The organism is Acinetobacter sp. YH12043 (genome assembly GCF_013419915.1).
Lineage (GTDB): Bacteria > Pseudomonadota > Gammaproteobacteria > Pseudomonadales > Moraxellaceae > Acinetobacter.
Genome location: NZ_VOZD01000006.1, coordinates 50,197 through 74,536, shown reverse-complemented (window position 1 = coordinate 74,536; position 24,340 = coordinate 50,197). Strand labels below are relative to the sequence as shown.

Here is a 24,340-nt window from a genome sequence, read left to right as displayed (position 1 = left end):
ACCTCTCCCCAAGGAAGAGGTAGAAAAACCTTAAAGCATCCCATGCCTTAAAAACATCTCTAATCCTTTCACCTTTTTGATATACATCAGGCGTTCTTTTTCGACTTTAATCTGCTGCTTGATAGTAGAAGTATCTTCATCAATCTGCTTATATAGATCAGCAATCTGAACCTTGCCCTTCGCTTTTTTGACTGCAATTCTGGTTTTCGATGACCAGACCAATCTATTGATCAATACATCGATCTGCTTTTGTAACTTCTGGCTCTGCGCATCCAAAGCCAGTTGATATAGCTTTACTTGCTCTGCACTTAAACTCTTTTGCGAAGGATCTCGATCTTGCTCAATCTGAAGCTGCATTTTTAGTAAGGCAAACAAATCCTGTTCTGCATAGGCTTCGTTGGCACGCTGCAATAATTCAGTTTTTTTAATCTTTTTTACATCATTCGCTTCACGATCCGGATGAATCGCTGCAGCAATCTTTAAATATACAGATTTCACTGACTGCTCTGCCATCGCAGCTGCCTGTCCCTGCTTTTCCTGCTGGCGTTTTAATTTGGCCTGCTTGCGGATTTGCTGAAAATGATCAGAGGCCCATTCTTCAAATCCCTCAGCATCAGCCGGATCTGGGACATTTTCATTCTTAAAAAACCTTTCCAGTTCATTGATCTTTTTTTGGCTTTTTCTGAATTGAGCATGTTCAGCGCGTTGCTGATAATAGATGAAGATTTCATTGACCTTATTGGCTTCTTGCGCTGACATCGCCTGAGAATCTTGCAGATAATCTGCCAGGTATTGAATCTTCTCATCCAGTACTACCAACTCGACCTTGGTAAAATCTGTTTCCTGCAAGTGCTTCCAGAGCTGTTCGAGCTGCTCAAACAGCACACCATGTAATTCATGATAGACCGGCATGAAAGTTTTATGCGTATATTGCTGTAGGTCTTCTTCAGCCTGTTGCCATTGTTTTAACTCCAACTTCTGCTGTTCGATTTTATCAATCAGACGATCCAGCTTCTTCTGCTGTGGCGAAAGCGCTGTGAATGGCTGGATCATGGTTTTTAAGTCAAAGAGCATGGCAGCAGAAAGACCCAAGGAAATCTTATCTATATTAATTCTTTCAGCATTCGCCACAAAGTTCTTTTCACCTTAGGCTATTGAAATTTGTATCAGAATTAAAAAAAGCAGAACTGTGTCTGCTTTTTCCATGCTGCTGTTTATTATTCCAGTACCACACGGCCATTTAAGGGCTGTACCGGACGGTTATTTGAATGTCCCATTAGCTTGGAAAATTCTGAAATCTGTTGCTTTGAGGCCTGCTGGATCTCTTTCAGAATTAACCAGCGCACACCTTCGGAACATGGTGGTGTGGTCAGCGAACCACTAAAGCGGTAATAATCCAGATTCTTAGGCAACATCTCATTTACAGGTTGCGGTTTCTTCAAGACGACTTTTTCACCTTGCTTTTTCGGCAAGCGATTCCACATACGTTTAAGCATCGGATTTTCTGTACCCTGCTCAAACATCATCGCCACTACAGCAAGTTCCCCTTGAGCATTGGCATGGACAAAATGAATCTCTAGAGGATAGCTCTTGCCCTTAATCAGGTTCTCACTTGGGCTATGCAGATGAAACTGTTTCAGCACAAAAGTTTCATCATCCAGCTGCAATTCTCCGCCTTGGGCAAAGTCTACCTGAACGGTATGACCTTTATTTTCAATTGCGTGAATCATGGTATTATAGCTAAACTTGAGCGGTTCCAGTTCGGCTTTGACTGTTCGCTCGATATTGATTGGTGACTGGTTCAGTCCATTACAGGCTGAATATTTCTGGTTTAGAGTCGACCACTGTTCAGGCTGATCATAGTTCCAGTCTGCATCTGCAAATACCGCTGTACTTAAGCCCATAACCGTTAAAAGCGTGAATATCTTTTTCACAATACATCCTTTCTTGGAAGTCAAAATCAATATTTTTAATTTAAAAAACAGATTTTTAGTTTGATCTAATCGCTATATTTTTCAGGGCACAACATACAGAAATTTATAATTATCAAGTTATTTGATTACAAATCATTAAATAGTTCTCATTATTCCTAGGAAATTACTCAGATTTTATCTTGATATATTTCAGTAGGATATTATTTGTACTGATTAAAAATCATACAGAGTAAAATGTGAACTGGTTCAAATTTAATCTGTTGAATAATCAATCAATATTTACATGAAATATCTATCTTATTTTCTTAAAATCGCTATATCTTTTACTTATAGCAATCACATTCAAAAAACATAATTTATTTTTATTCAAAAACTTACACAATTACAGCAGCAAACTAACAGCCGAGATTGATAGACTCGTAACAAAGAGTGATCTGGAATAATAACAATGGACTGGGCCACCATATTTATAAATGATACGACCTGGGAATTTGCCACAGAAATTTTGCTGCGCTGTGTAGTGATGTACGCGATGATTATCCTGTTTCTGCGGCTGACAGGTAAACGTGGGGTACGACAACTTTCGATCTTTGAAGTCACCATCATTCTTGCTTTGGGTTCCATTGCTGGCGATCCGATGTTTACAGAAGATCTCCCCTTGATCCAGGCAGCGCTGATCATGTCGGTGATCATTTTTCTGTATCGCCTCACCACCTGGCTCATGATGAAATTTCAATGGTTTGAAGACCTGCTCGAAGGCAAACCGATTCATATTGTGGAAGATGGTTTACTGGTCATTGATGAAATTAAAAAAGGCAAAATGTCTCATGATGAATTCTTTGCTGAAATGCGTCAGCAAGGCATTGAACATTTGGGTCAGGTGCGTTTAGGTTTACTGGAAACTGACGGTAAATTCAGCATTTTGTATTTCCATCCAGATGATGTTCGGCATGGACTCCCGCTTTTCCCGAAATCCTGCTGCATAGTCAAAGAAGTCAAGCCAGAAGAGCTTTATGCTTGTATTTATTGCGGTCAAGTCCAGCATTTAAAAGAAGCGGAACAAACTTGTCCACGCTGTCATTCTCACCAATGGGCAAAAGCCATGAATAGTCACCGGATTACTTAAAGCTGCTTAAGCCGCTGCAAATGATCAAAGATTTCTGGTAATTGCTGAATCTTATATTGAATATGTCCGGCATCCGGATGGAAACCTTGCATCCACAAAGCATGCATACCTACGGCTGTTGCGCCTTGAATATCATTGACAGGATGATCACCAATATATAGACACTTCTCTGGCTGCACGCCTAAACGCTCTGCGGTAATCTGGAAAATTTCCGGTTGCGGTTTATTAAAGCCGACCAATCCTGAACTGACAATCTCATCAAAATACTCTGCAATACCTAAACCGCGAATGGTATTTAATCGGGTCTCATGTCCGCCATTGGATACAATGGCCAAGCGATAACCTTCAGTTTTAAGCTGTTTTAATACTTGCCCTGCTTGCGGCATCTCTACGGCGAAACGTCCAAACTCGCTGAACCAGAACTGCGCTAGCTCCTCTAGATCTGGTGGAGTTAACCAGGATAATTCCTGCAACAATGCATATGCAGCTGAAGCGCCAATACTGCCATGAGTCAGCAATTCCTTTTTCGGATAACCGCCATTGTCTATGCGTCGCACAATCTCAATAATTTTCTCAAGTTCAATCTGTGCTAGTGCCGAAGCATAATACTCCGCCAGATAACGGCTATAGGCCTGTGTCGTCAGATCACGATGGGTCAAGGTATTGTCAAGATCGAATAAAACAGCTTGAATAGGCATAATTTTCAAAACGAAATGCTGAAACTTTCAATCATGTTAACAGTCCGAAACTTGTTAGATCAGACATAAAATTGCTAAGTTTTGTTGTTTTGAGCATAAAAAGTGATGCTGAAGTACCGCTTTTTGATAGGAAAATAAAACTCTGGGTTAGAATTTGTATTTTAAGCATGTACAAAATCCCTATGCTTTAATTAAAAACAACCTTCTCCCAAGGTATTGATAAAAAAAATCCCACCAAGTGGTGGGATTTTTTTTATTTAGCTTCACATCATCAATTAGAAGCTATATTTACTCATTAAACCAATACGGTTATCTTTGAATTTTTCATTATTAAAGGTTTTACGCTCACCGTTGACATACTCAATACCAAACTCAAGCGGTTTAACTGGTGAATACACCAAGTTTAACCATGCTTGTTGTACCTCTTTGTTTGCAGCCTCATTGAGGTCTGCATAGTCTGAGTCTTTATCAGCAAATAATGCACCATAACCAAGTGAGGTTTTTAAGTTAGATAAAATGCTGTACGTTAAGCCCGTTTGTACCGCCCAAATTTCATTTTGTTCAATATTACGGTTACCTTCATCATCTACGAATGCAGCATTGGCATTGGTACCATACAAAATACCGTTTACACCTTTGGTATAGCTGACATCTAGCGTCGCTTTTAAAGGATCAAGTACTTGATACGTTGTACCTGCTGCTAGGCCCCAACCTGCTTTACGCTTGTTGACGTCTTCATCTTTATAAACTTCAACTAAAGCACGCGCAGACGCATTACCTTTTTTGTCATCAAAGTTGTGTGCCAATTTAGCGGTCAATGTTGGTACGCTTGATTTGATGTCTTCAGCACTTGAGTTTGGCTTTTCTGCCGCCAAGAACAATTGCGTTGCTGGTGTCAAATCAAAACCATAACGAACCATTGGTAGACGGGTAGTACCACCACCAACGTTGGTGCTAAAGTCAATCATAAACGGTGCATGATTTGACAAGAAGTTAGATTGGGTTTGACCAATCAACCAATTTTCATAGGTTAAATATGCTTGACGTATACGGAATGAATCGTTAGTACCTGCGAAATCACTTTCAAGTTTACCGCCAACCTCTGCACCGTTAACACTGGTTTTAAAATCTAAACCCAATCGTGTTGTTTTTGCTGTTGCAACTAACTTGTCTCTGGTTTGACCATTGGTTTTAGCAACGTCAGAGAAGTCACCTGCTGAACCTTCAATGATATAGTTCGCATCACCACGAACGAAACCATATAGCTTCACTTCAGTATCTGATTTTGTACTTAGTGCTTTCGGTGCAGCTGCTGATGGTTGTGGTGCTGCTTTAACTTGTTCAATCTGCACGGCTTGATTATGCTGAACTTGTTGCTGCTGTGTTACTAATGCTTTTAGTGCTTCAACTTCTTGACGCAGCTGCTTAATTTCTTTTTGCTCTTGTGTTTCAGCATGTGCAACCGTCCCCATCATCAAGGTTGTTACTGCAACTGCTAATCCCTTAGCTAAAAACTTTCGTGTTAAAACTTGATTCATTAAATTCTCCATATTGAACAAACGTTCATTGGCTTTGAAAGCTCACTGATTCCCACTAAAATCTAAAGCGTGTGGAATATCTATAATTATAAATTGACTTATTTTATTATTTCGTAAGATCACTCACGAACAATGTGCATAGTTAAAAACCATCCTTATCATGTTACATGATTTTACTGGATTTATGTTTTTTAACTATACCTACATAATAAGCCGTATAAAAACATCAGAAATTTAACAATTTTAGACTCAGTTTGAAATCATTTTTATCTCATACTTTTAGCTAAAATATGTATTAACGACACTTTTAAAATAATTTGATTGTTTTTAATACGGCTTTAATTGATGCGTTGCAATGATCAGGAGTCTTGCTGTGTTCTACCCCAAAATACAATAGGCCATAATAAAAACACGCTGATCCATACAATATATGTTAAATACTGTGCATACCCCCAATAATCCCCTAGTAGCCCGCTCAGGCTATAAAGTCCCCCGCTTACAGTAGCCATCAAGGCGACCTGAAAAGTGAAATCAGTTCCTGCCAGATGCTTGCGGCTGTATTGCATCACCAAGGTCAACATAACGACTAAGAGCATGGCCGATATCATATCCTCGGCAGCATTAATGAGATAAATGATCCAGTTTGCCACTTTGTTTTGGGCTTCATATTGTGCAGCCAGCCAGGCATAAGCGATTAGACTGAGTATTTTCAGAATAGAGAAAATCATTAAACTCCAGCTGCGCGACCAGTATTTCAAACACCAGCCTGCTAGCCCTGCGCCAATTAATGCTGCAAAAGCACCAAGCATGGTGACATAAATACCAATCTGACTAAAACTCAGTCCCAAATCGACCATCAAAGGTTTTAATAAGGGCCCAGACAGACCATCTGCCACTTTAAAGGTCAGTAAAACCAGCAGCCATGTCGCCAAGGTAGAATCAGCTAAAAAATATTGAAAATAAGCTTTGATTCTAGTCCGAGCAGGTAATTTTTCAGATGATGAAGAAATCATCTTTTGGTGATCCGGCTCTTTAAACCATAACACCGGTAAAGTATTCAGAAAGACCAGAGCTGCCAGCAGTAAAAAGGTCATCTGCCAATGCAAAAAATCGAGTAACCATAGGACTGCTCCGCCTCCAACAATAAAGCCCAAGCGGGAGCCAATCACCTGAAAGGTATTACCCCAGTGCTGTTGTTCATTTTTTAGAATATTGACTGCCAGTCCATCGGTAGCAATATCCTGAGTAGCGCCGATCCCATTCATCACTAACAACGTGATAAAAAAGGTCAGCAGAAACAGGGGCTGGTTTAAGGCTTGGATCGGCAAAAAGGACAGCCCAATCAGTACAGCGACAGAAAGCCATTGCAAAGGAATAATCCAGCTTCGATAATGACCTCTAGCTTTTGATCCATGGCGATCAACTAAAGGTGCCCAGAAGATTTTTATCGACCATGGCAGCATGAGCAGGCCAAAGCCACCAATATGTGCCAGAGATACGCCTTCAGCTCGCAGAATGACCGGCAAGGCATGGGTCATAAACCCGACCGGAAGCCCCTGTGCCCAATATAGGGAAAACAATAAAATATAAGTATTCCGCATATTCAGCGCAGGTCCTTAAGGTAAAAATGCTAAAAGCATCCATCATCGCTATACATTTTGCCAATGATCCAGATTTTACAACAGTCTAATATGATCAAAAATAAAGAAAAATACGTTTCAGGATGAGACATCGATGAGTACAACACGCTTTCCCAAACTCCCTCCATTGGTTCCCTCCCGCGGAGGTAAACTGAGCCAAACCCTGTTTAAACAGCTATTTTTGGCTCAGGGCTGGCAGCTCAAAGGTGAGTTCCCTAACCTGCCTAAAGCAGTAGCGATTATTTCCCCGCATACCTCGAATATCGATGCCTGGCTAGGTTTTAATGCTCTACTCGGTCTGGGTATTCAGATTACGATTTTTGGCAAGGACAGTTTATTCCGCACACCACTTAAACCGATCCTGGAATGGATTGGTGTGGTTCCGGTTGTACGTGATACCCCTCAAGGACATACCCGACAGATTGTTGATGTCATTAATAAGACTGATCGGATCTGGGTAGGTATGGCACCGGAAGGTTCTCGCAAGGCGCCAGAAAAAATCCGCAGTGGTTTTTATCATATTGCCAAGGCAGCCCATTTGCCGATTGTGATGTTTTCCTTTGACTATGACATCAAGACCGTTCATATCCTCGGTGTATATCACCTGACAGGTGATTATGAATATGATCTGGAACAGATCTATAAGCATTATGAAGGTAAATTTTCGGCCAAAAATCCGGATTGGGTCGCCAAGCCGTTACAAAAGCTTTTGAAAAAAGACTAGGCAAAACTGGCTTTTTTTGATGTGATAGCCTGAATTTTGTTGATTTAATCGCCAGTTTTTTTATAATGAAATTAACCCGTTATGCTCTGATTGGCTGCTTGGGTTTAAGCCTTGCAGCATGTGATAAAGCTACTAAAACCCCAACAACCTCTACTCCTCTTCAGGCTCGTGAACCTGTGGTGGCTATTGCGCTCGGTGGTGGCGGTGCCAAAGGCTTTGCCCATATCGGGGTACTCAAAGTCCTCGAATCGCACGGCATCAAACCGAAGATTGTTACTGGAACTAGTGCCGGAAGCTTCGTGGGCAGTCTATATGCCAGCGGCAAATCTCCTTATCAGTTGCAGCAAATCGCCTTGAACTTTAAAGAATCCGATATTCGTGATTTAACCCTGAACCGCCAAGGGATTATTGCCGGACAGAAACTGCAGGATTTCGTCAATAAAAATGTGGCGAATAAACCGATTGAACAGTTCCCGATTCGCTTCGCGGCAGTGGCAACCCGCCTAGACAATGGCCGTAAAGCTGACTTTATCAAAGGCAATGCCGGACAAGCCGTGCGTGCCTCTTGCAGTATTCCGAATGTCTTTGTGCCCGCTGTAATTGGCGGTACAAAATATGTCGATGGCGGTCTGGTTAGTCCAATTCCAGTAAAAACGGCCAAAGATATGGGAGCAGATATTGTTATTGCCGTAGATATATCTGCACGTCCGGACAGCAATAAAGCACTCAACATGTGGGGCGTACTGGACCAGACTATTAATATTATGGGTCAGCAAAGTATCAATGAAGAACTCAGGCAAGCTAATATCGTGATCCAGCCTAAAGTAGGTCATATTGGTACGCTGGATTTAAAAGCCAGCAATGAGACCATTCTTGAAGGTGAAAAAGCCGCGCAACTGAAAATCCGTTCAATTGAAAAAGCCATCAGTGATTTTAGGCAGTCTCCGGCTGCATTCAAGCCTGCACGACCGGCAAAATTTTAATCAGAAATTTTTTATATTCATCTGCTGCAGCATCTGCTACATTGGAAGTAAATCATATAAAGATGATGATTAATTAAATACTTAGCAATATAGGTCACGATATGGAATTAGTTCTTGAACCTTGGCACTGGTTTGTATTGGGAATACTTCTTATTCTGTCAGAATTACTCCTGCCCGCTTTTGCTGCCCTCTGGTTCGGGATTGGTGCCATTATGGTCGGCATTCTGTACTGGATGTTCCCGATGATGGGACTGACCACCCAGATCCTGACCTGGATCATCCTGTCTGTTCTTTGTACCTTGCTCTGGTTCAAGTTTATCAAGCCGCTTTCTATCGACAAGACCAAAGCCGGCTTGTCGCGTGAGGCCACTATTGGCCAAATTGGCATGGTGATTCAGACCGATCTTGAACAGGATCAGATCCGGGTCCGTTTTCCGCTGCCAGTTTTAGGCTCGGATGAATGGGATTGCCGTGCTCTGGATAAAGTTCAGGTTGGGGATCGTGTCCGTGTTGTCGATATTCTGGGAAATGACCTGGTTGTACAGCCCCACAGCACTCAATATCAAAACGAAAAAGGTGAATAAATTATGTCTCCTGGCACTATCATTGTTATTGCGTTCTTGGCCTTTGTTGCGATTACCATTTTTAAAGGTGTACGGATTGTTCCACAAGGCTATAAATGGATTGTGCAACGTCTGGGTAAATACCACACCACACTTAATCCTGGCCTGAATTTTGTGATTCCTTATGTAGATGAAGTGGCTTATAAAGTCACTACCAAAGATATCGTTCTGGATATTCCTTCGCAGGAAGTAATTACCCGTGATAACGCCGTCTTGCTGATGAATGCGGTGGCTTATATCAACCTGACAACTCCTGAAAAAGCGGTATACGGGATTGAGAACTACTCCTGGGCAATTCAGAACCTGGTACAAACTTCGCTACGTTCAATCGTGGGTGAAATGGATCTGGATGATGCCTTATCTTCACGTGATCATATCAAGGCGCGTTTAAAGTCCAGCATTTCTGATGATATTTCAGACTGGGGAATCACTTTAAAGACAGTTGAAATCCAGGATATTAAACCTTCTGTGACTATGCAGACGGCGATGGAAGAACAGGCAGCGGCAGAGCGTCAACGTCGTGCAACCGTCACTAAAGCGGATGGTGAAAAACAGGCCGCCATTCTGGAAGCTGATGGTCGTCTGGAAGCGTCACGTCGTGATGCAGAAGCACAAGTCGTACTGGCAGAATCTTCACAGCGTGCGATTGATATGGTGAGTCAGGCAATTGGCGATAAGGAAATTCCTGTGGCTTATCTGTTGGGTGAACAATATGTCAAAGCCATGCAGGATATGGCCAAGTCTCCAAATGCCAAGACTGTGGTCTTGCCTGCCGATGTGCTGAATACCATTCGCGGTGTGATGGGACGTCACTAAGTTTCAGAGATACTTCACAATAGGCAGCCAATTGGTTGCCTATTTTCTTTCAAAATAAGAAAATCTCAGCAAAGATTGTGAATTTATGGTTAAATTTCGCGTTTATTTTTGAAATCCTCTGGATTCGATGTTGCCTGGCTTTCGGATTAAAGTCTTTCGCATCTGTCATAATCCTTGTTTCGATCTACTGTCCAACTTAAAAATGGATACCGTATGAGCTCCCTAAATCCAACCTTAATTACCTTTCTTTTTTATATTGTCGGCATGGTCGTAATTGGCCTGATGGCATACCGCGCGACAAACAACTTTTCTGATTACATCTTAGGGGGCCGACGTTTAGGTAGTTTCGTAACTGCACTTTCTGCAGGGGCTTCCGACATGAGTGGCTGGCTGCTGATGGGCTTGCCAGGCGCAATTTATCTTTCTGGCCTGTCTGAAATGTGGATTGCGATTGGTCTGATTATCGGTGCATGGCTGAACTGGCTGCTGGTTGCGGGCCGTTTACGGGTCCATACCGAAGTCCAGCACAATGCCCTGACCCTGCCGGACTATTTCTCGAACCGTTTTAACGATCAGAAAAAAGTGCTGCGTGTGGTTTCTGCATTTGTCATTCTGATTTTCTTTGCAATTTACTGTGCTTCAGGCATGGTGGCAGGTGCACGTCTGTTCGAAAGCATGTTCGACATGTCTTATAGCACAGCGCTCTGGATCAGTGCGATTGCAACCATCAGTTATGTGTTTATTGGCGGTTTCCTGGCAGTCAGCTGGACCGATACCATTCAGGCAACCCTGATGATCTTCGCCCTGCTTCTTACGCCAATCGTAACCATCCTGACTTTTTCAGATATGTCGCAAGTTACGCTCGCTTTGGAAGCCGCACGTCCACAGGCCATGAACTTGGTCGGTGATCTGAGTACCATCGCGATCCTGTCATTAATGGCATGGGGTTTGGGTTATTTTGGTCAGCCGCATATTTTAGTGCGTTTCATGGCCGCCGATTCAGTGAAGTCGATTCCAAATGCACGCCGTATCGGGATGACCTGGATGACGCTTTGTTTGGGTGGTGCAGTGGCCGCAGGTTTCTTTGGTATTGCCTATTTCCAGCAACATCCGGAACTCGCTGCTGTGGTGAATGCCAATCCTGAAACCGTGTTTATGGAACTGACTAAAATCCTGTTCAATCCATGGATTGCCGGTGTGGTTCTGGCGGCAATTTTGGCCGCGGTGATGAGTACGCTTAGCTGTCAGTTACTGGTTTGTTCAAGTACCCTGACTGAAGACTTCTATAAATCATTCCTACGTAAAAATGCCTCACAAAAAGAACTGGTTTGGGTCGGTCGTTTGATGGTGCTTCTCATTGCTTTATTGGCAATCTGGATGGCTGGTAATCCTGAATCTAAAGTCTTGGGTCTGGTGGCGTATGCCTGGGCAGGTTTTGGCGCTGCTTTTGGTCCACTGATTATTCTGTCTTTGTTCTGGAAGCGCATGACCTTGAATGGCGCCTTGGCAGGCATGATCGTTGGCGCATGTATGGTGATTCTGTGGAAGAATACTGTTGGTGGAACAGGTCTTGGTTTTATTCCAGCCGGCATCTATGAAATTATTCCAGGCTTTATCTGTTCTTGGATTGCGATTGTAGTTGTAAGTCTCTTAGGCAAAGCACCAACAGCTGAAATTACAACACGCTTTGAACAGGCAGAACGTCTGTATAACGAAAGCAAGTAATTCAATATAAAAGAAAAGAGGACTTTAAGTCCTCTTTTTTATGCTCGTTTTAAGCTAATTTCAGGAAGATTAGTTTATTTAAATCAGCTCTTACGTGTTAGCAGGAACTGGGTAATCTGCATCAGTTCATCAGCTTGACCTTCAAAATGATTCAGTGCAGTCATCGCCTGATCATGTAACTGCTGTGCATAGGCCTGGGCTTTCTCTAAACCCATTAATGCTGGATAAGTTGACTTCTCCACCTGTTCATCCTTGCCCGCGGTTTTACCCAGCACTTCTGTATCAGAAATAATATCCAGAATATCGTCCTGCACCTGGAAAGCCAGACCAATCGCTTGCCCGAATTCACGCAGTTTTGGAATGGCCACATCAGTCCCTTCAAAGATCGTCACCGCTGCCATCATAATCGCTGCACTGATCAAGGCACCGGTTTTATTTCGGTGAATCGTCTCCAGTGCTTCCTGATCAATTTTTTTGCCTTCGGCCTGTAAATCCAGTACCTGACCATTGACCATTTTCGAGGAAGCAGTCGCCAGAATCTGCATCTGCTTCAAGACAATCGCAGGTTCTACTGCAGGCCCCTGATCAAACAGACGACTACCCAGAATTTCAAACGCCATAGATTGCAAAATATCACCCGCCAAAAGAGCCGTATCTTCACCAAAAGCAGCATGACAGGTTGGCTGACCACGACGTAACAAGTCATTGTCCATACATGGCAGATCATCATGTGCCAGTGAATAGCAATGAATAAACTCGATCGCAACTGCGGCACGGCGTACCGCAGCACTATTCTGATTCGGCTTTAATGCAGCAGTGGCATAACAGAGCGCTGGACGTACCCGCTTTCCTCCTAGCATTACGGCATGATGTACTGCCGACTTTAACGGTTCTGGAATGGAAAAGGCTTCCAAAGCAGTCATTAAATCGTGTTGAATCCGTTGTTGTGCTTGAGTTAGTGCATGGGTTGATACGTCAGTGATAGATGACACATTCGCCTCGAATACGTAGCCAGAATAATAAAATGACAAGTTTATAAGTGCCTGTCTGTTATCAGGTATTGTACCTAGAATTGCTTTGAATTTTCAGTCTTAAATCCAAATGTTGTTTCATAATTCTGTATTGAGACTGAAAATTTGAGGTAGAAAATCTGCATCAATAAAAAACCACCAGAGAACTGATGGTTTTACTTAGGCTAATTTTCTCAAGGAATAATTTTAAGAGAGAACATCTTCAGGGACACGCACCCAACCTTCCATTAGCACACGCGCACTACGACTCATAATGGCTTTTTTCACTTTCCATTCCCCATTTTCCTGCACTGCTTGCGCACCCACTCTTAAGGTACCGGAAGGATGACCAAAGCGGACTGATTCACGCTCCCCGCCACCTGCAACACGATTAACCAAGGTTCCCGGAATCGCTGCCGCTGTTCCAATCGCTACAGCGGCTGTTCCCATCATGGCATGATGCAACTTACCCATCGATAAGGCACGGACCAGAATATCGCTATCTGCTTCAGTGACTTCCTTACCACTAGAGGACGTATAAGTCTTTGGTGGAGCCACAAAAGCGATCTTTGGCGTATGCTGACGTGTAACAGCTTCACTAATATCCTGAATCAGCCCCATCTGTTGAGCAGCATAGGCTCGGATGGTTTCAAACTTCACCAAGGCAGTTGCATCATTATTGATATGGTCCTGTAACTCGGTACCGTTATAGCCCAGATCTTCTGCCTTTAAGAAAACTGTCGGGATCCCGGCATTAATCATCGTCACTTCAAAGCTGCCAATATTCGGTACTTCCAGCATATCGGTTAAATTTCCGGTCGGAAACATTGAACCGCCCTCAGCATCATCATCGGCTGGATCCAGAAATTCAATCTGTACTTCAGCTGCTGGGAAAGTTACGCCATCCAGCTCAAAATCGCCTAGTTCCTGAACCTGACCATTCTGCATCGGTACATGGGCAATAATGGTTTTCTGAATATTCGCCTGCCAGATTCGCACCGTACACAGCCCATTTTCAGGAATACGTGCAGGATCGACTAGACCATTGGAGATCGCAAATGCCCCAACTGCTGCAGTCAGATTGCCACAATTACCACTCCAGTCCACAAAAGGTCGATCAATCGATACCTGACCAAACAGATAATCCACATCATGATTTTCTTGCTGACTTTTAGACAGAATCACAGTTTTGCTGGTACTTGAACTGGCACCGCCCATCCCATCAATCTGCTTGCCATATGGATCCGGGCTGCCGATCACTCTTAATAATAACTGGTCCCGAATTCGGCCTGCCTGTTGTGCAGCAGCAGGTAAATCGTCCAGTTTAAAGAACACCCCTTTACTGGTGCCTCCGCGCATGTAAGTGGCCGGGATTTTGATTTGGGCAGCGAAACTCATGAATACTTTCTTCCTCTGGCTTGTCTTTATTCTGATCAAAATTATTGAATATTTCTGAGACGAGTATAATCGGTTTAAAGCCAAGTAGCTGCCTTGCCCGACCTAAGTATAAAAAAACAGCATTTGTGTCGAGTTAAAAAAACAGCAAACTCATCAGTTACATTTTCAATAAAATTAATATATTGATTCACATATCTTTTATTTTATTTATTTTTATAATTTTTTTTTATAAATACGATAATAATATTTCATCCAGACGGGTGCTCTAGGCTTCTTATCTTTGTTCCATTACAATCTTTATACCTATTTCTTACATTGTCGGGCTGAACACTTTGAATAACGAGTCTTCACAACTTCAGCGTGGCTTAAAGAACCGTCATATTCAGTTGATCGCCATGGGCGGTGCAATTGGCACAGGCTTATTCTTAGGTTCCGCACAGGTGATCCAATCTGCGGGTCCTTCTATTATTCTTGGCTATGCCATTGGTGGCTTAATTGCATTCTTAATCATGCGTCAATTGGGTGAGATGATTGTTCATGAACCTGTAGCAGGTTCATTCAGCCATTTTGCTTATAAATACTGGGGCAAATTCCCTGGTTTCCTTGCGGGTTGGAACTACTGGATCTTATATATCCTGGTGGCTATGACCGAGCTCACCGCCGTTGCAAAATATATTAATTACTGGTGGCCTCATATTCCTGCTTGGACCTCAGTCCTGTTTTTCTTCATCGTAATTACGCTGGTCAATCTCGGCAATGTGAAATTCTACGGTGAATCAGAATTCTGGCTGTCTATTGTGAAAGTGACTGCGGTCGTTTCCATGATTGTCTTTGGTCTCTATCTGATCCTGACTGCTGATGCCTCTTCAGGTGCTTCTTTCAGCAACCTTTGGACAGCAGGCGGTTTCTTCCCGAATGGTTTTGAAGGCTTATTCTATATGCTGGCCTTCCTGATGTTTGCCTTCGGTGGGATTGAACTGATCGGGATGGCGGCAGCAGAAGCTGAAAATCCAGAAAAAACCATTCCAAAAGCGATTAATCAGGTCGTATTCCGTATTCTGGTATTCTATGTAGGTGCATTGACCATTCTATTGTCTTTAGTACCTTGGAATCAGTTAGAGCTTGGCGGCCTAGATAAAAGCCCGTTTGTGATGATCTTCAGCCAACTAGGCATTGACTGGGCAGCACATTTACTGAACTTCATCATTCTGACAGCGGCACTCTCTGTTTATAACAGTGGTATGTATGCCAATAGCCGTATGCTTTATGGTCTGGCACAGCAAGGTAATGCCCCTAAAATCTTCAAGACTGTGAACAAACAAGGGGTTCCTATTCCTGCAGTACTGTTCTCTGCCCTGCTGATTTTCGGCTGTGTACTCCTAAACTACTTTGTTCCTGAAGATGCCTTAAGTCACCTGATTTATGTGGTGGTAGGTGCATTGGTACTGAACTGGGCCATGATTAGCCTGACTCACTTCAAGTTTATGCAAAGCATGAAGCAGTTAGGACAAAAGACCAGTTTCCCTGCATTGTGGTCACCTGCAAGTAATATTCTGGTTTTAGCTTTCATTGCGACCATTCTTTACATCATGTGGACACAAGGTTTTAAAGAATCAGTGCTGATGCTTCCGATCTGGGTCGTGATCATGTTTATTCTGTTTAAGGCACTGCGCCCTAAGAATTAATCAAAAAATCTTTTAATCGATGATTTTTAAAGTTATTGTTTCGGCAATAACTTTTTTTTGCATTTTTACAGTACAATAGCCTTCTTTTTGCGCCCTTAGCTTAACTGGATAGAGCAGTTGCCTCCTAAGCGACCGACGTGGGTTCGAGTCCCGCAGGGCGCACCATCCTTTCAAAATGTAATCTATACTTCAAAAAATTAGCGTTAATCTTCATATTTTTAGAATATTTTTTATACAAAAAATCATTTTTTCTCCATTATTTTATTTACTTTACTTTCAAATACTTATTTCAAAATAAGGCTATTTTTTGGTGCAAAAACTCTATTTTGGTGCTTTTTTAGACTAATTAGTTTTTTCTAGAGCATTTACTCTTATTTTAATTGTGCTATTTTTGTCACATGGAGTAACAAATGATTGCGGATAAATACCCGAAATCTCCAAGAATTTAATAAGTGCAAACAACAACGCTAGATATAAATTTGTACCTCAAGGAAAGACGTAAATGAAATTAAAAACATTAACTACTGCAATGATTCTTGCAACTGTACCTATGACAGGCGCGTTTGCAGCGGCGATGGACCGTTCAGGCCAATCTATCGCAGCGTTTTTACAACCAGGTAATTATGCTGAAGCAGGCATTTCAGTCCTAGATCCTTCTGTTTCTGGTGTTACATCTGCAGGATTAGGCGGACAATCTACTGGTGATATGGCTAGTGATTATTACTTCCCATCTGCTGCTTTAAAACTTCAAGTAACAGATAATTTCTCTTTCGGTCTTCTTTATGATCAACCTTTTGGTGCTGAAGCTGAATATAAAGCTCAATCTGCTGCATTTAATCCTACTGGAACAGATGGTACAGAAGCTGAAGTACATACCGAAAATTTAACATTCTTATTTGGTTTCCAGCCTAATGAAAACTGGAACTTCTATGCAGGTCCTGTATATCAGAATGCTAAAGGTGAAGTACATCTTCGCGGCGGTGCATATAGCTCTTTACAAGGCTATGATGCAAACATGAAGAAAGATGGTGAATTAGGTTGGATTGCTGGTTTAGCATTCCAAATTCCTGATATTGCCCTAAAAGCTTCTTTAACTTATCGTTCAGAAGTTGAACATGAGCTTAGTACAACAGAAAATGCTAGTACCGTTGTACCAGGTTTCCCAGGAATTGCCCCAGTTGGTGTACCTCCTCAAGCATTTGCTTATGCGCCAGGTAAAACTAATGTTACCACCCCACAGTCTGTAAACTTAGATTTCCAATCAGGGATTATGGCTGATACAGTGGCTTTCCTAAATGTGCGCTGGGTTAATTGGGATGGTTTCGCAATTCGTCCTACTCAATTTGGACAAGCTCTAGACCAACTTGCAGATGTAGGTAATACAATTCCAGATGTTCCAGTTCCAGAAGTTGCTGCAACTAAAGCACTCTTAACTTCATTACAGGGTGGAAACCTAGTTGAATATAATAAAGATCAATGGTCAGCTACAGCAGGTGTTGGTCGTAAATTCAATGAAAAGTGGGCAGGTAATGTCTCTGTAGGTTGGGATTCTGGTGCAGGTAATCCTATAACAACTTTAGGCCCAACTGAAGGCTACTGGAATGTTGGCCTAGGTCTACAATTCTCACCTGCTCCAAATTACTTTATTGCCGGTGGTGTGAAGTACTTCTGGTTAGGCGATGCTCAAGCATTAACTGTTGCTAATCCAAATGTTGGTAACTTTGAAGATAACCATGCTCTAGGTTATGGCTTAAAAATGGGCTATCGCTTCTAATTCCTGATAGTTAATAAAGACCACCTTCGGGTGGTTTTTATTATCCCAATTATATTTTTATACACCTGTATACTATTCGATGCTTTTATCACCAATCAAATTTTGCCTAAATTTTGTTTTTAATATATTTTAATAAAAATTATTATTTGTTTATTTTCATTAAGTTAATCAAAAAAATATAGTATAAATACTCTAAGCAATCATTTTTTATAACCGCCATAGTTCATTTCTTGGACGAAGTGGAGCATTTACTCTTTTTAAATTTGTGTTACTTTTCCACAACTTTTATTAATATTTATGCAACATTATCAAGGATGAGCCATGAAGCTTAAGCCAATCTCTATCGCTATTCTTCTTTCTAGCCTGCCTACTTCTCTCGTGTTCGCTGCCGGTTTAGACCGTTCAGGCCAGTCTATTCAGGCTTTTTTACAACCTGGTAACTATGCGGAAGCGGGTATTTCTGTTTTAGATCCAGAAGTTCAAGGTAAAGACAATGCCGGCAATAAAGTCAGCGATATGGCTGAAGATTACTACTTCCCTACTGCTGCTATAAAAATTCAGGCAACTGATAAAATATCTATGGGTTTACTTTATGACCAGCCATTTGGAGCTGACGCTCAATATGCGCCTGAATCTAATGCTTTTGCTACAGTAAATACCAATACTGGTGTATTGGAGGGCACTTCTGTTGAAGTAAAAACCAATAGCATTACAGCACTTATAGGGTATCAGCCAAATGAGAACTGGAATGTTTATGCCGGACCTGTCTATCAAAGCGTAAAGGCGAAAGTCTCCCTACGTGGTACAGCTTATAGAGGCCCGCAAGTTCTTGGCGGTTATGATATTGACCTTAAAGAAAGTGAAGCTTACGGTTGGTTAGCTGGTTTTGCATATTCTATTCCTGAAATTGCCTTAAAAGCTGCTGTGACTTATCGCTCTGAAATTAAACATGAATTAGATACCACAGAAACCTTCGGTTTTGGTACAGATGGGGCTTTATATATTCCTGGATTAACTGGCACATTATTGGGTAAACCAGTAATTCCAACTTACCATAAAGCGGAAATTACTACACCACAATCAGTCAACATTGACTTACAGTCAGGCATTGCAAAAAATACCTTAGCCTTTGCTAATATTCGCTGGGTACATTGGGATCAGTTTGCAGTAAAACCTGCTTATTTATCTCAGCTAACTGGCGCACTCACCGGAAAACAGCAGAATCTTGTCGATTATTCAGATGATCAATGGTCTGCAAATGTGGGTTTAGGTCATAAATTTAACGTTAAATGGTCAGGCTCTGCTGCTGTAGGTTATGACTCTGGTGCAGGAAACCCGGTAACCACCTTGGGTCCAACTGAAGGTTATTGGAGTGTCGGTCTAGGCGGCCAATACAGCCCTGCAGAAAACTATTTTATCCAGGCTGGGGTTAAATACTTCTGGCTAGGAGATGCACAAGCACAAACAGGTGGTGAAGTAAAAGGTAGCTTTGAAGACAACCATGCAATCGGCTATGGTATGAAAATCGGTTACCGCTTCTGATTTTTTGATAGATTCAATAAAAAAGGCGCTTATAGCGCCTTTTTTATTTACTTAAATTCTTTAAGCTGGGATATCACGCACTGATGCATTACGAATTGCTTCTTTCAATGCGTCATAACCATGAATTGGCGGGAATTGCGGGAATTCTGCAATCACATTCTCTGGTGCGTCGAACAGGAAGCCATGATCTGCTTCACCCAGCATTGTGGTATCGTTATATGAATCACCGGCTGCAATCACACGGAAATTCAGACCGTGTAATGCTTTCACTGCCTGACGCTTCTGATCTGGCTGGCGAAGTTTATAAGCAGTGATCATGCCCTCTTCATCAGTTTCCAGCTTATGACAGAAAATCGTTGGCCAGCCTAGTTGCTTCATTAGAGGATGAGCAAATTCATAGAAAGTGTCAGACAGAATAATCAGCTGAAAATGAGTACTTACCCATTCTACAAATTCCTTGGCGCCTTCAAATGGCCCCATATCCGCAATCACAGCCTGGATATCATTTAGACCCAAACCATGCTGTTTTAAAATATTCAAACGCTGGGTCATCAACACATCATAGTCAGGAATATCACGTGTCGTTGCTTCGAGCTCTTTAATACCTGTTTTTTTAGCAAAATTGATCCAGATTTCTGGAACCAAAACGCCCTCTAGATCTAGACATACGACTTCCATGAAGCATCCCCTCAGTTGTATTGAAAAAATTTTGCCCTATCATAGCTGAAGAAAAAGATTTTGCACTGTTCTTTTTTAAATCTGTTTTTTTCATAAGTATTTATTTTTTAGTGATAAGTAGCTTTGGGCATTTCTATTAAAATAGAATAAATCTGAAATAAATTCATATAGGCCACGTCATTTCCAAGCCTATGCCGCCAGGACTCATATGACCAAAATCCCCACTATTGCTATGGTAGATGCGCTTGCATCTGAATATGCAGATAAATCACCAAGTGAAATTTTAGCGCTTGCTCTCGAGCAGGAAGGCGAAATTGCCATTTCATTTTCTGGTGCAGAAGATGTTGTACTGATTGATATGGCATCTAATTTAGGTAAACCTTTCCGGGTATTTAGCCTGGATACAGGGCGTCTGCATGCTGAGACTTATCAATTTATTGAAAAAGTTCGCCAGCACTATAATATTGATATCGAAATCTGTTTCCCGGAAACAGATGCGATTCAACAACTGACGACTGAAAAAGGTTTGTTCAGTTTCTACCGTGACGGCCATCAGGAATGTTGCGGAATCCGCAAGGTGCAACCTTTACGCAAAAAACTGGCAACTTTAGATGGCTGGATTACCGGTCAGCGTAAAGACCAAAGCCCGGGAACACGTAATGACATTCCAGTGGTTCAATCTGATGAAGGTTTTTCTGGTCCAGGCAAACAGCTGATTAAATATAATCCCCTTGCCAACTGGTCTAGTGCAGATGTGTGGAATTATATCCGAATGATGGAAATTCCATACAACCCACTACATGAAAAAGGTTTTATCTCCATTGGCTGTGAACCTTGTACCCGTCCTGTGCTGCCAAATCAGCATGAACGTGAAGGACGCTGGTGGTGGGAAGAAGCCACCCATAAAGAATGTGGCTTGCATGCCGGGAACTTGAAAAAATAATCTTAAAAAACCATCCGTTCGTCGGGTGGTTTTTTTGTGAACCAATCGGCTACAGAAAAATCAGTACCTTTATGCGACAAAATCGCTATACTTTGTAATGTGATACCAATAATTCTAACAAGGTTGCTTATACATGAGCAGCTGAAGAAAATGCAGTGAGGCAATCTACGCTATGCGTCCATTACATCCGATTGACTTTATTTTTTTGTCTTTAGAGAAACGGCAGCAGCCTATGCATGTAGGCGGGTTATTTTTGTTTCAAATTCCTGACAATGCACCAGCCTCTTTTATCCGGGATCTGGTGACTGATATTCGCAATTCCAAATCCTCACCGATTCCTCCATTTAATAACTATTTAAACGGTTTATTTTGGGATGAAGATGAAGAGTTTGATTTAGATCATCATTTTCGTCATATTGCCTTACCGAAACCTGGGCGTATCCGCGAGCTGCTGACTTATATTTCCCAAGAACACAGCGCACTGATTGACCGCGCTAAACCTTTATGGACCTGTCATATTATTGAAGGCATTGAAGGCAACCGTTTTGCCATGTACTTCAAGATTCACCATGCGATGGTAGATGGTATTGCAGGCATGCGTCTGGTAGAAAAATCACTTTCCCATGATCCACATGCGAAAAGTATTGTGCCACCTTGGTGTGTAGAAGGTCCACGAGCAAAACGTCTGAAAGCACCGAAAGTCAGCCGCATGAAGAATGTGTTACAGGCGATTAAAGGCCAGCTGGAATGTACGCCACGAGTGGCTTATGAATTATCACAAACCGTACTGAAAGATATGGGGCGTAATCCGGATTATGTGTCCAGCTTTCAAGCACCAAGTTCTATTTTAAATCAGCGTGTCAGTGCCTCACGTCGTTTCGCAGCCCAATCTTTTGAATTCTCACGTTTACGTCATATTTCTAAAGCTTTAGGTGTAACGATTAATGATATCGTGTTAGCGATCTGTTCAGGTGCCTTACGCGAATATTTACTCACACAAAATGCCTTGCCGAAAAAACCATTAATTGCAATGGTGCCCGCTTCTGTACGTAGCGATGACTCCGATGTTTCCAACCGTATTACCATGATTCTGGCGAATCTGGGCACGCATAAGGATGATCCTTTGGAGCGTCTTAAAACGGTACGTCGCAGTGTACTCAGTGCTAAAGAACGCTTTAAGCGCATGAATGCCAATCAGATTCTGAACTATAGTGCTTTTGTCTACGGTCTTGCAGGATTCAATATTGCATCTGGCTTAATGCCAAAACGTCAGGCATTTAACGTGATCATTTCCAATGTCCCTGGTCCTCAGGAACCTCTGTACTGGAATGGCGCACGTTTGGAAGCCTTATATCCGGCTTCGATTGTACTGGATGGACAGGCACTGAATATCACCATGACCAGTTATATGGACAAGCTTGAAGTAGGTCTTACTGCTTGCCGTAATGCTCTACCCAAAATGCAGAATCTGTTGACTCATCTTGAAGAAGAAATTCAACGCTTCGAACGGATTGTGGATGGTGAACCCGTCCCAAAGTTGAAAGCGGTCAGTTAGCCGCGGACGAATAAAATCTGGCAATGGACTGCTAAAAAGTGTGTGAGCACTTTTGCCAATCATTTAGTAAAAAATAAAGGGGCAATTTAAGCCCCTTTATTTTATTCTTTTTACAGTTTGAATGAAATTCATACAACCGCAATCTATTTTGATTTAATTAATTTTTAATAGTACGACACTGTTTTAATAACTGATGGCAGACAGAGCGAATCATAGAAGCTGTAATCTGAACTTCATTCCCGCGTTCATCCACAATATATCCTGCATGCACAGCCTTTGGTTCTAATACGTGTTTCAAGCTTTTATTGATTACAACTTTACTCATACTCATCATAGACTCCTTTTGCTAAGCCTAGAACTGGGAGAAAGGCTTTGGCTAATTTGATGTTTCTAGTATTGTAAATATCAGTAGAGTTGTAAAATTTCAGATGTAACAAGTGTTTAACGATATTCTGTTACAATTTCAGCTGAGAATGATATCGTATTGCTCTTGCGTGTATAAATTTTCGACCTGGAATTTAATTACACGATTAATAAAGTGTTCCAGATCCGCTACAGCTGGGGCTTCTGCAGTCAACAGCCGATCAATCACTGCCGGATGGGCAACAACAGTAAAGCCACTTTGTGATTCATAAGCGCGAGCATAGCGCAGGATTTCCCGAAAGATTTCGTAACACACTGATTCTGCTGTTTTCACATATCCACGTCCCTGACAGGTCGGACAGGACTCGCATAACAAGTGTTCCAAAGACTCACGGGTACGCTTACGCGTCATCTCCACCAGGCCCAGTTCTGACACCTGAGTAATCTTGGTTTTGGCATGATCACGTTCCAGCATTTTCACAAACTGGTTCATCACCTCTTCACGGTGCTGGGCTTCCTGCATGTCAATGAAGTCGATGATGATAATACCGCCCAGATTACGCAGACGCAGCTGACGTGCAATGACCTGTGTGGCTTCCATATTGGTTTTAAACACCGTATCTTCTAGCGAGCGACCACCGACATAGGAACCGGTATTGACGTCAATCGTAGTCATGGCTTCGGTCTGATCAATCATCAGATAACCACCGGACTTCAGTGCGACACGGGTTTGTAAAGCCTTTTGCAGATCTTCTTCGACATTGTACAAATCGAAAATTGGTCGCTCGCCCGGATAATGCAGTAAACGGTCTTTCATATTCGGCACGAACTCATCCACAAACTCTTTCAACTTGCCGTGAATTTCGCGTGAATCGATATAGATCTTTTCGGTTTCTTCATTAGCCAGGTCACGAATGACACGCTGTGGCAAAGGCAGTTCTTCAAAGATCAATGAAGGCACTGCGATTACTTTTTGTTTGCGCTGGATGTATTCCCACAGTTTGGCTAAGTAAGCCATATCCTGTGCAATCGCCTCTTCTTCAATGCCATCCGCAGCAGTACGGACAATCACGGAGCCAGGCAACTTGTGTTCTGCCTGAATACGCTCAATGATCGAGCGTAAACGATTGCGTTCATCTTCGGATTCAATCCGCTGCGATACGCCAATATGATTGCCATATGGCATCAGGACCAAATAACGTGAAGGAATAGAAAGATCAGTAGATAGACGAGCGCCCTTGGTGCCAAGCATATCTTTCATCACCTGAACGGTAAGAATCAGACCCGGCTGCAGCAGTTCGAATACATTCGGCGTTGGCTGGTTACGTGGCCAGACCATGTCATTGATATGCAAAAATGCCGTTCTGGACAGGCCAATATCAACAAAAGCGGCCTGCATGCCCGGCAAGACCCGGACCACTTTTCCTTTATAGATATTCCCGACCAATCCGCGCTTGGCCGTACGCTCGACAAACAGTTCATTCACCGTGCCGTTTTCAATCAACGCCACCCGACATTCCATCGGTGTGACGTTAATCAACAACTCGTCAGACATAACAACACTCAAAACATTATAAGAATTCTT

General features: G+C 42.3%; 21 protein-coding genes and 1 tRNA gene. 12 read left to right on the top strand and 10 right to left on the bottom strand.

The window, feature by feature from the left end; genetic code table 11:
• Nucleotides 1–30: 30 nt before the first annotated feature.
• Both FTU01_RS04855 and FTU01_RS04850 read right to left on the bottom strand, forming a co-directional pair.
• Nucleotides 31–1,074, bottom strand: coding sequence for a molecular chaperone DnaJ (locus FTU01_RS04855; RefSeq protein WP_180138407.1), 1,044 nt, complete (start codon nucleotides 1,072–1,074; stop codon nucleotides 31–33).
• A gap of 143 nt (nucleotides 1,075–1,217) precedes the next feature.
• A complete protein-coding gene (locus tag FTU01_RS04850; RefSeq protein WP_180138405.1) occupies nucleotides 1,218–1,904 on the bottom strand; it encodes a carbonic anhydrase in 687 nt (228 codons plus the stop codon).
• Nucleotides 1,905–2,382: 478 nt separating this feature from the next.
• Between FTU01_RS04850 and FTU01_RS04845 the strand changes: the two genes are divergently transcribed.
• Nucleotides 2,383–3,060: a DUF421 domain-containing protein gene (locus tag FTU01_RS04845; protein ID WP_104426479.1), complete on the top strand. Its 678-nt coding sequence runs from the start codon at nucleotides 2,383–2,385 to the stop codon at nucleotides 3,058–3,060.
• Here the strand turns inward: FTU01_RS04845 and FTU01_RS04840 are convergent.
• The 3 genes from FTU01_RS04840 to FTU01_RS04830 all read right to left on the bottom strand — a co-directional run bounded on the left by FTU01_RS04840 (nucleotide 3,057) and on the right by FTU01_RS04830 (nucleotide 6,897).
• Entirely contained in the window at nucleotides 3,057–3,758 is a 702-nt protein-coding gene (locus FTU01_RS04840; RefSeq protein WP_180138363.1) for an HAD family hydrolase, read from the bottom strand. The genes FTU01_RS04845 and FTU01_RS04840 overlap by 4 nt on opposite strands.
• 275 nt (nucleotides 3,759–4,033) lie before the next feature.
• Nucleotides 4,034–5,296 carry a DcaP family trimeric outer membrane transporter gene (locus tag FTU01_RS04835; protein WP_180138361.1) on the bottom strand — a complete coding sequence of 421 codons (1,263 nt, stop codon included), beginning with the start codon at nucleotides 5,294–5,296 and terminating at the stop codon, nucleotides 4,034–4,036.
• 359 nt (nucleotides 5,297–5,655) lie between these two features.
• Nucleotides 5,656–6,897: an MFS transporter gene (locus tag FTU01_RS04830; RefSeq protein ID WP_180138359.1), complete on the bottom strand. Its 1,242-nt coding sequence runs from the start codon at nucleotides 6,895–6,897 to the stop codon at nucleotides 5,656–5,658.
• Nucleotides 6,898–7,030: 133 nt separating this feature from the next.
• Here FTU01_RS04830 and FTU01_RS04825 point away from each other — a divergent pair, with 133 nt between their 5' ends.
• From FTU01_RS04825 to putP, 5 genes are all read left to right on the top strand, one after another.
• Entirely contained in the window at nucleotides 7,031–7,660 is a 630-nt protein-coding gene (locus FTU01_RS04825; protein ID WP_159122843.1) for a 1-acyl-sn-glycerol-3-phosphate acyltransferase, read from the top strand.
• A gap of 65 nt (nucleotides 7,661–7,725) precedes the next feature.
• Nucleotides 7,726–8,643, top strand: a complete 918-nt coding sequence (locus FTU01_RS04820; RefSeq protein WP_004783071.1) for a patatin-like phospholipase family protein — start codon at nucleotides 7,726–7,728, stop codon at nucleotides 8,641–8,643.
• A 101-nt stretch (nucleotides 8,644–8,744) separates the two neighbouring features.
• Nucleotides 8,745–9,227 carry an NfeD family protein gene (locus FTU01_RS04815; RefSeq protein WP_004783073.1) on the top strand — a complete coding sequence of 161 codons (483 nt, stop codon included), beginning with the start codon at nucleotides 8,745–8,747 and terminating at the stop codon, nucleotides 9,225–9,227.
• A 3-nt stretch (nucleotides 9,228–9,230) separates the two neighbouring features.
• Complete coding sequence (locus FTU01_RS04810) at nucleotides 9,231–10,082, top strand: SPFH domain-containing protein (protein WP_159122844.1); 852 nt, start codon at nucleotides 9,231–9,233, stop codon at nucleotides 10,080–10,082.
• A gap of 213 nt (nucleotides 10,083–10,295) precedes the next feature.
• Nucleotides 10,296–11,807, top strand: a complete 1,512-nt coding sequence (gene putP, locus FTU01_RS04805; RefSeq protein ID WP_159122845.1) for a sodium/proline symporter PutP — start codon at nucleotides 10,296–10,298, stop codon at nucleotides 11,805–11,807.
• 83 nt (nucleotides 11,808–11,890) lie between these two features.
• Here the strand turns inward: putP and FTU01_RS04800 are convergent, their stop codons facing one another.
• Together FTU01_RS04800 and prpF are read right to left on the bottom strand one after the other, a co-directional pair.
• On the bottom strand, nucleotides 11,891–12,799 hold the full coding sequence (locus tag FTU01_RS04800; protein WP_159122846.1) for a polyprenyl synthetase family protein: 909 nt from the start codon (nucleotides 12,797–12,799) through the stop codon (nucleotides 11,891–11,893).
• A 225-nt stretch (nucleotides 12,800–13,024) separates the two neighbouring features.
• On the bottom strand, nucleotides 13,025–14,215 hold the full coding sequence (prpF, locus tag FTU01_RS04795) for a 2-methylaconitate cis-trans isomerase PrpF (RefSeq protein WP_159122847.1): 1,191 nt from the start codon (nucleotides 14,213–14,215) through the stop codon (nucleotides 13,025–13,027).
• 332 nt (nucleotides 14,216–14,547) lie between these two features.
• Between prpF and FTU01_RS04790 the strand changes: the two genes are divergently transcribed.
• The 4 genes from FTU01_RS04790 to FTU01_RS04775 all read left to right on the top strand — a co-directional run bounded on the left by FTU01_RS04790 (nucleotide 14,548) and on the right by FTU01_RS04775 (nucleotide 19,216).
• Entirely contained in the window at nucleotides 14,548–15,900 is a 1,353-nt protein-coding gene (locus FTU01_RS04790; protein WP_166139632.1) for an amino acid permease, read from the top strand.
• 89 nt (nucleotides 15,901–15,989) lie between these two features.
• Nucleotides 15,990–16,065 (top strand) — tRNA-Arg (locus FTU01_RS04785).
• A gap of 337 nt (nucleotides 16,066–16,402) precedes the next feature.
• Nucleotides 16,403–17,674 (top strand): OmpP1/FadL family transporter, encoded by a 1,272-nt coding sequence (locus FTU01_RS04780; RefSeq protein WP_180053685.1) that lies wholly within the window; start codon nucleotides 16,403–16,405, stop codon nucleotides 17,672–17,674.
• 321 nt (nucleotides 17,675–17,995) lie between these two features.
• The gene (locus FTU01_RS04775) at nucleotides 17,996–19,216 is read left to right on the top strand and encodes an OmpP1/FadL family transporter (RefSeq protein WP_180138356.1); all 1,221 of its coding nucleotides are present in this window, start codon (nucleotides 17,996–17,998) and stop codon (nucleotides 19,214–19,216) included.
• 60 nt (nucleotides 19,217–19,276) lie between these two features.
• Here FTU01_RS04775 and thrH read toward each other — a convergent pair whose 3' ends face one another.
• On the bottom strand, nucleotides 19,277–19,894 hold the full coding sequence (thrH, locus tag FTU01_RS04770; RefSeq protein WP_180053687.1) for a bifunctional phosphoserine phosphatase/homoserine phosphotransferase ThrH: 618 nt from the start codon (nucleotides 19,892–19,894) through the stop codon (nucleotides 19,277–19,279).
• 208 nt (nucleotides 19,895–20,102) lie between these two features.
• Here thrH and FTU01_RS04765 point away from each other — a divergent pair, with 208 nt between their 5' ends.
• Both FTU01_RS04765 and FTU01_RS04760 read left to right on the top strand, forming a co-directional pair.
• Complete coding sequence (locus FTU01_RS04765; RefSeq protein WP_034703384.1) at nucleotides 20,103–20,837, top strand: phosphoadenylyl-sulfate reductase; 735 nt, start codon at nucleotides 20,103–20,105, stop codon at nucleotides 20,835–20,837.
• A 172-nt stretch (nucleotides 20,838–21,009) separates the two neighbouring features.
• Nucleotides 21,010–22,392 carry a wax ester/triacylglycerol synthase family O-acyltransferase gene (locus FTU01_RS04760; RefSeq protein WP_004783088.1) on the top strand — a complete coding sequence of 461 codons (1,383 nt, stop codon included), beginning with the start codon at nucleotides 21,010–21,012 and terminating at the stop codon, nucleotides 22,390–22,392.
• Nucleotides 22,393–22,549: 157 nt separating this feature from the next.
• On the opposite strand, the gene FTU01_RS04755 is transcribed toward FTU01_RS04760, so the two are convergent.
• Complete coding sequence (locus tag FTU01_RS04755; protein ID WP_284879800.1) at nucleotides 22,550–22,723, bottom strand: PA1571 family protein; 174 nt, start codon at nucleotides 22,721–22,723, stop codon at nucleotides 22,550–22,552.
• Between the two features lie 132 nt (nucleotides 22,724–22,855).
• Nucleotides 22,856–24,310, bottom strand: a complete 1,455-nt coding sequence (gene rng / locus FTU01_RS04750; RefSeq protein ID WP_005234484.1) for a ribonuclease G — start codon at nucleotides 24,308–24,310, stop codon at nucleotides 22,856–22,858.
• Nucleotides 24,311–24,340 lie beyond the last annotated feature (30 nt).

What these genes read in the sequence shown, in the direction of transcription:
- FTU01_RS04855 (WP_180138407.1), bottom strand. Translation starts at nt 1,074, where the DNA reads ATGCTCTTTGACTTAAAAACCATGATCCAGCCATTCACAGCGCTTTCG.
- FTU01_RS04850 (WP_180138405.1), bottom strand. Translation starts at nt 1,904, where the DNA reads ATGGGCTTAAGTACAGCGGTATTTGCAGATGCAGACTGGAACTATGAT.
- FTU01_RS04845 (WP_104426479.1), top strand. Translation starts at nt 2,383, where the DNA reads ATGGACTGGGCCACCATATTTATAAATGATACGACCTGGGAATTTGCC.
- FTU01_RS04840 (WP_180138363.1), bottom strand. Translation starts at nt 3,758, where the DNA reads ATGCCTATTCAAGCTGTTTTATTCGATCTTGACAATACCTTGACCCAT.
- FTU01_RS04835 (WP_180138361.1), bottom strand. Translation starts at nt 5,296, where the DNA reads ATGAATCAAGTTTTAACACGAAAGTTTTTAGCTAAGGGATTAGCAGTT.
- FTU01_RS04830 (WP_180138359.1), bottom strand. Translation starts at nt 6,897, where the DNA reads ATGCGGAATACTTATATTTTATTGTTTTCCCTATATTGGGCACAGGGG.
- FTU01_RS04825 (WP_159122843.1), top strand. Translation starts at nt 7,031, where the DNA reads ATGAGTACAACACGCTTTCCCAAACTCCCTCCATTGGTTCCCTCCCGC.
- FTU01_RS04820 (WP_004783071.1), top strand. Translation starts at nt 7,726, where the DNA reads ATGAAATTAACCCGTTATGCTCTGATTGGCTGCTTGGGTTTAAGCCTT.
- FTU01_RS04815 (WP_004783073.1), top strand. Translation starts at nt 8,745, where the DNA reads ATGGAATTAGTTCTTGAACCTTGGCACTGGTTTGTATTGGGAATACTT.
- FTU01_RS04810 (WP_159122844.1), top strand. Translation starts at nt 9,231, where the DNA reads ATGTCTCCTGGCACTATCATTGTTATTGCGTTCTTGGCCTTTGTTGCG.
- putP (WP_159122845.1), top strand. Translation starts at nt 10,296, where the DNA reads ATGAGCTCCCTAAATCCAACCTTAATTACCTTTCTTTTTTATATTGTC.
- prpF (WP_159122847.1), bottom strand. Translation starts at nt 14,215, where the DNA reads ATGAGTTTCGCTGCCCAAATCAAAATCCCGGCCACTTACATGCGCGGA.
- FTU01_RS04780 (WP_180053685.1), top strand. Translation starts at nt 16,403, where the DNA reads ATGAAATTAAAAACATTAACTACTGCAATGATTCTTGCAACTGTACCT.
- FTU01_RS04775 (WP_180138356.1), top strand. Translation starts at nt 17,996, where the DNA reads ATGAAGCTTAAGCCAATCTCTATCGCTATTCTTCTTTCTAGCCTGCCT.
- thrH (WP_180053687.1), bottom strand. Translation starts at nt 19,894, where the DNA reads ATGGAAGTCGTATGTCTAGATCTAGAGGGCGTTTTGGTTCCAGAAATC.
- FTU01_RS04765 (WP_034703384.1), top strand. Translation starts at nt 20,103, where the DNA reads ATGACCAAAATCCCCACTATTGCTATGGTAGATGCGCTTGCATCTGAA.
- FTU01_RS04760 (WP_004783088.1), top strand. Translation starts at nt 21,010, where the DNA reads ATGCGTCCATTACATCCGATTGACTTTATTTTTTTGTCTTTAGAGAAA.
- FTU01_RS04755 (WP_284879800.1), bottom strand. Translation starts at nt 22,723, where the DNA reads ATGAGTATGAGTAAAGTTGTAATCAATAAAAGCTTGAAACACGTATTA.
- rng (WP_005234484.1), bottom strand. Translation starts at nt 24,310, where the DNA reads ATGTCTGACGAGTTGTTGATTAACGTCACACCGATGGAATGTCGGGTG.